The 2,257-nt window shown below is 43.1% G+C and carries 2 protein-coding genes; both read left to right on the top strand.

What is annotated here, in order from left to right; genetic code table 11:
- Positions 1-871: ATP-binding protein (locus H6S82_RS29730; RefSeq protein ID WP_242057160.1), on the top strand; the 871-nt coding region annotated here is incomplete at its 5' end.
- 349 nt (positions 872-1,220) lie between these two features.
- The coding region (locus H6S82_RS29725; RefSeq protein WP_191057214.1) for an adenylate/guanylate cyclase domain-containing protein at positions 1,221-2,257 on the top strand (1,037 nt) is incomplete at its 3' end.

Below are 2,257 nucleotides of genomic sequence, written 5' to 3'. Positions count from 1 at the left end.
CGACTTCAAAATCAAGGAGTTTAATCAATTAGTGGAAGCTCTTGATAGTATGGTGGAACGACTGACAGCCTGGGCAGAGGAGCTGGAAACGGCCTGGAAAGAAGCGCAAGCAGCTAACCAATTAAAAAGCGAGTTTTTAGCTAATACTTCCCACGAACTGAGAACACCATTAAATGGTATTATTGGCTGTATTCGTTTGGTAAGAGATGGTTACTGCGACGATCGGGAAGAAGAATTGGAGTTTTTGCAGCGGGCAGATGATGCGGCTATTCACCTGCTCAATATTATCAATGACATATTAGATTTGTCAAAGATAGAAGCGGGTACGCTCTCGGTGGTGATGGAGTCGGTAGATTTGCGATCGATCGTCAAAGAAGCGATCGATTTACAAAAAGTTCACATTCAACAAAAAAAACTACAGTTGCTTTGGTCTGAGCCTGCCGATTCGATCGCAATTCAAGCAGATCCAGCCAAGTTGAAACAAGTTTTCTTAAATGTGATCGGTAACGCTATTAAGTTTACCGAAGCAGGCAGCATTACTATTACTATGCGCCAGGAAGCAACCCCAGGTAAAGACGGTAACAATAACAGTTCTTCAGTTGTTGTCAGCGTTAAAGATACGGGAATAGGCATTCCACTAGACGAGCAGAAAAAACTGTTTCGGCCTTTTGTAATGGCTGATGGTACGAGAACTCGCAAGTATGGGGGAACGGGACTTGGACTTGCTATCTCGCGTAAATTAATGGAACTGATGGGGGGTACTATTACTTTACACAGTGGTGGTGTAGACTTGGGTACAACAGTTGAGATCGGGATACCGATAATTAATTCTTCTCGATCGATCGCACCAGCAGATGCAGCCTCAAATTGACATTTTTACTTATTCATATTAACAAAAATGGAGGTGTTTTTAAATAACTATATATAAATCTTAGGAAATTACAATTGGGGATAATAAATGACAAGTCAATTATGGGCAGATATAAACGCTCCATTTCCTACTTTTAACGATAATTTACAGGATTAAATCCAGAGCATTGCTTTCCGCCGCTACGCCAGATTTGAATGCAGCGAGCAAACCCTCATATCGGTTACGAAATCTGCTTAAAGTTGTATTCTGGGAACATATCGGTTGAGCGTGGCACAAAAATCAGCTAAAACCTGGGTTAATCTAGTGCAATACACTCTCATCAAACCGTCAGCTTCCCAGAAGGCGAATTATGCTTTCCTCAGCTCTGCCGCCCAATTTTGCAGGACAGCGCATTCTAGCCACCATCGTCTTCACAGATGTGGTGAACTTTAGTGCGCGGATGGTACTCGACGAAGAGCATACCCTCAATTTAATCGACCGGGACTTCCGGCTGATGAGACAGCTGTGCCGAGAATACGAAGGCCAGGTGATGAAAACCTTGGGTGATGGAATGCTGATGTACTTTGCCAGCGCCGTCCAAGCCGTTACCTGCGCTGTAGAAATTCAGAAAGAACTTCAGAAAGCTGCTTGCAATTTGCATCCAATTGATGTATTGAACCATCGCATTGGCATTCATTTGGGAGATGTATTTTTCCGGGAAGCAGATGTTTTGGGAAATGGAGTTAATATTGCAGCTCGGCTACAAAACGAGGCGGAACCGGGGGGTATTTGTATATCGCAAACTGTTTACGATGTCGTCAAAAATTATATCCAGATGGCGGCCATTTACTGGGGGCCGAGAAAGTTAAAGGGAATTAATGATGCGATACCACTTTACCAAATTCGCACGACGGCGAATATCAGAGTTTTGCTTTCGCACTGCGAACAAGAACCGGAACTTAGCCTCGCTATGCAGATTTATGGGGAATTAAAAGCGGCTGGACACGAAATATTTCTGGCTGGAGAGACGCTTAGCTTGCTAGAAGAAACAGGCAGACATTCTCGCTATAATTTAAAGCAGGGTGATTGTTGGCTACTGTTACATTTAGAAGAAGAATTAAGGCGAAGCGATTATTTATTGCTGCTCCTATCCGAGAAATCTGCAACGAGCGAGTTGATTGCAGAAAAAGTACGTCGAGCTAGAGAATTACGCAATTATCGTCCCGACAACAAACCAGCTATTCTGCCAATTCGGGTAGGTTGTTCTGTTAATTGGATGCCCAGTTACGATTTATATTCTTACCTACAACCATTTCATCAGCAAGATTGGCGATCGCCTGACGATACTCCTATTGTTTTGCAAGAAGTTTTAAGCTTTTTATCGGAAGGAAAACCAACAGAGATTGA

This window comes from Planktothrix sp. FACHB-1355 (assembly GCF_014748295.1).
Lineage (GTDB): Bacteria > Cyanobacteriota > Cyanobacteriia > Cyanobacteriales > Aerosakkonemataceae > Aerosakkonema > Aerosakkonema funiforme_A.
Note: the sequence above shows the minus strand (reverse complement) of the source record. Positions and strands in the feature narration are given on the sequence as shown.